The organism is Photobacterium sp. R1 (genome assembly GCF_054600795.1).
The window spans coordinates 1-228 of the sequence record NZ_BAAHZP010001118.1; the positions used below are offsets into that span (position 1 = coordinate 1).

The following is a 228-nucleotide window of genomic DNA, read 5'->3' on the forward strand; positions in this document are numbered from 1 at the left end:
GAAGGCATTCTGATGAACTTCGCCCTGAAACGTCCGTGCGCAGGATTCAAATCCCAGGAAGTTGCGATTGACTTCCGTTACGACGAACTGGTGGACAGCAACGTTCTGACTGCATATGAGCGTTTGTTGCTGGATGCAATGGGTGGCGATTCTACTCTGTTCGACCGTTGCGATGCGTTTGAAGCCTGCTTGCGTTATTTACAGCCTATCCTGTCGTTTAATCAGGAC

1 pseudogene is annotated in these 228 nt (G+C 50.0%); it reads left to right on the forward strand.

Features of this window, described 5'->3' with window-relative positions:
- Positions 1-228 (forward strand): annotated as a pseudogene (locus ACYP03_RS28535) (glucose-6-phosphate dehydrogenase); the annotation flags it as partial.